The organism is Ureibacillus endophyticus, from assembly GCF_003628435.1.
Taxonomy (GTDB): Bacteria; Bacillota; Bacilli; order Bacillales_A; family Planococcaceae; genus Ureibacillus; species Ureibacillus endophyticus.
On the sequence record NZ_RBZN01000096.1, the window covers coordinates 1 to 2,850 of the forward strand.

Consider the following 2,850-nt stretch of genomic DNA (forward strand, 5'->3'; position numbering starts at 1 on the left):
ATAATGCACAACTCACCTTTTTCTGCTTGTTTCTAGTCAACTCAAGTATAGAAAAATAGGTGATGTTGTGCATTTTGTTTTTCATAAATTGTAGGCAAACCCCAACAATTAATATAGAACCGAAAAAACTTGGGTTTAGAGTTAAACCTGAATTAAAGGACGGCCTTCTTTACTTTTATTTAAAAAAATAAAAAATAGGGCTCCGATACCGGAAGCCCCATTCTATCTTAATATGTTAAGCTGCCTGCCACAATTAGTCCTACAGCGATACCCACTGCAAATAAACTAAATCCAACTGCTTGATTGCCTTCTTCAACTTTCTTTGCCAAGTTTGTTTTTGGAGTTAAAATATATTCAATAATTAAATACACGACAATTTGAGCAACAATCCCAACTACGCCCCAAATAAATGCATCTAGTAAACTAATACTATTGCCCCAAACAGTATAAATTGTGATTCCTAGCCCAATTACTTTTCCCCATAATTTGTAGGCAACAGCAACATTTCCTTGTTTAATAAGTTCCCATTCTGAAAACTTTGTTGTAAAAGCAAAAGCGATTAATCCAATAACAAGCAGTAACAATCCTGTTCCTACGTAAGCTAAAAAATGTAAAAAACTATCTATTGATATAATGTCCATGACTATTCGTCCCCTTTCACTAACCCGACCGGTAAAAAATACGATTCATTATCGGTAATCTGTGCTCCCGCGCGTATACCAATGGCACTTGCTTCACCATTAATATAAAAACTACCAAACATATAATGGGCAGATTTCTTCCCTTGTTCTGTATGTATCTGTGTTGTCGGTAACTCAATGAATTGCTGATAAACCTGTAAAACGTCTTGATAAGTCTGATTTTTTGGTGTATCAATTTTCTCCCCAGAACCATTAAAAATTTCAACAGTATCTCCTTCTCTTCCAAAGACAGGTTTTCGAACATAAGGAATACCTTGACTAATAAAGAAATCATCATCTAAATAGGTTGGTAAAAAATATGATTTAATCCATTCCAATTCTTCGCTATTCAAAAATGGATGTTTCGCCTCATATAGACCCCAAATAACTGCCATTACAGCCTTCGATTGACATAAAAAGGCGGAAGGTGGATTTAGGATGGCTAATTGATTGTCTTGTACAAACTTTAATAGTATTCGACCAACATTTTCATTGCTAATAGGATCCCTATCATCTATTAAATGTTCAATCGGATAAGTTTGTCGGTACAATAAATCGATTTTTCTACCTTCCCTGTCATACAAGCCCGGTTCTATTAACATTTCCCCCTCTTGCATTACAGGGGTATCCATTAACCTCAACTCATTTAAACTCAAATATTGACTCTCTCGCCCAAATAATCGTTGCAAATACAATGTTGTATAGCGGTCTTCCTCATGATCGCCATGGGAAGAAAAGACAATATTTGGTCTGCTTTTTATATTGAGAGAATGAAGGGATAGATTTATCGCTCTTTGAATAGCCTGCACCAGTTTAGCTTCATAACCCCTATTTGGATCCTCTACACCGAAAGCTTCACACACTTTGCCATTTACATTAAATGATTCTTTAATAAACGTGGGTGTATCACTGTTGTATTCTAGTAATTTAATTTCCTCATGATTCACAATTAAATCCATTCGAGCGATCACACTATCTATTTGAATTGGACAGTATCGAATAAACTCCAATGTTTCTTTAGGAAACCCTAGCTGAAGCAATGTTTCATCCGGCACTTGTCGTAAAATTTTCGCAGTTTTTTTATAGATTGACCCAATTCTTTCTGTTGCAAGACGAATATTCTCTAATGTTTTCTGGGAGATATAATGTACATCAAAGAGGGCATATTCTGTGTCATATAAATCATGCCAAAATTCATCTATTTGCTGATAAAACTGTTGCCTCTTCTTTTTAAAAGCCTCCATCTTATCCTCCAAATCCACCTTTTGTTCCACTACCTATACCAGATTTATAATTAGAATAATAGGATTGATAACTTGAACTATTTTTTAGTTCATTCTTTGATTTATAAAAAGCTCCGCCATGGTAATAACTTCGTGCATAGGATGAATTATCATCATCACAGTAATATGTACCTGTTTCTTTATCCCAATCCCAATCGTCACAATCATAGCCTGTTGGTTCAGGAGTTCCATTTTCCCCACAAGCGGTTAACGTAACTAACGAAACGGAAAGGACACCTATCATCATTTTCTTTGTATTATTTAACATCTATTTCACCTCCACAATCAACACTCATAACCTGTTGAACTAACATACAGAATATAAGTTTTTCGGTCTTCATCAATTTCAGCAGAATCCCGTTCCCACTCTTTTTCGTCGTAATATGTATATACACTTCCTATCACACTTAAAATATCAAAATGATTATTATAGTGCTTCATCGTAATCAAGGGATAGTTTTTTCGAGCATTTAATTCCCGAATTTCTAACGAAACCGTGCTTTTTGTCATTTCTATTTTCTCTAATGGCGGCTCTTCTTCATAGATTTCAACATAAATAACAAAAAGCTGGTTTTCTATTCCCGATGATAGTTGTTTATATGTCGTTCCATTTTTAACAAAAAACTCACATTCCCTACGAGCTAATATTTCTCCTAAATCGATATCAGGATAATAATAAATTGGCTCAAATTCATTACTTCCCTTTTTTAAGCGATACTCTAAAATGGCATTCTCAAACTCCATACCGTTCTCCCCTTTTTATTTATCGTATTGTCAAAACTTATATATATAAATCGCTAATAATCGTTGGTTTTATAGTCTTTTACGCAAAAAAACTTGCCACCCCCTGGATTTTGGTGTTAGTTGAGGTTACCACACACAAAACT

Annotated in this window: 4 protein-coding genes; all 4 read right to left on the reverse strand. The window is 34.6% G+C overall.

The window, feature by feature from the left end; genetic code table 11:
• Positions 1 to 227: 227 nt before the first annotated feature.
• From D8M03_RS17350 to D8M03_RS17365, 4 genes are read right to left on the reverse strand one after another with little or no spacing between them, the layout of a single operon-like run.
• Positions 228 to 641 (reverse strand): DUF350 domain-containing protein, encoded by a 414-nt coding sequence (locus tag D8M03_RS17350; RefSeq protein ID WP_121216028.1) that lies wholly within the window; start codon positions 639 to 641, stop codon positions 228 to 230.
• 2 nt (positions 642 to 643) lie between these two features.
• Complete coding sequence (locus D8M03_RS17355; protein WP_121216029.1) at positions 644 to 1,924, reverse strand: glutathionylspermidine synthase family protein; 1,281 nt, start codon at positions 1,922 to 1,924, stop codon at positions 644 to 646.
• A gap of 1 nt (position 1,925) precedes the next feature.
• Complete coding sequence (locus D8M03_RS17360; RefSeq protein ID WP_121216030.1) at positions 1,926 to 2,231, reverse strand: hypothetical protein; 306 nt, start codon at positions 2,229 to 2,231, stop codon at positions 1,926 to 1,928.
• A 17-nt stretch (positions 2,232 to 2,248) separates the two neighbouring features.
• Positions 2,249 to 2,707 (reverse strand): hypothetical protein, encoded by a 459-nt coding sequence (locus tag D8M03_RS17365; RefSeq protein WP_121216031.1) that lies wholly within the window; start codon positions 2,705 to 2,707, stop codon positions 2,249 to 2,251.
• Between the last annotated feature and the right edge of the window lie 143 nt (positions 2,708 to 2,850).

Coding starts and splice junctions, on each gene's coding strand:
- D8M03_RS17350 (WP_121216028.1), bottom strand. CDS start 641: ATGGACATTATATCAATAGATAGTTTTTTACATTTTTTAGCTTACGTA.
- D8M03_RS17355 (WP_121216029.1), bottom strand. CDS start 1,924: ATGGAGGCTTTTAAAAAGAAGAGGCAACAGTTTTATCAGCAAATAGAT.
- D8M03_RS17360 (WP_121216030.1), bottom strand. CDS start 2,231: ATGTTAAATAATACAAAGAAAATGATGATAGGTGTCCTTTCCGTTTCG.
- D8M03_RS17365 (WP_121216031.1), bottom strand. CDS start 2,707: ATGGAGTTTGAGAATGCCATTTTAGAGTATCGCTTAAAAAAGGGAAGT.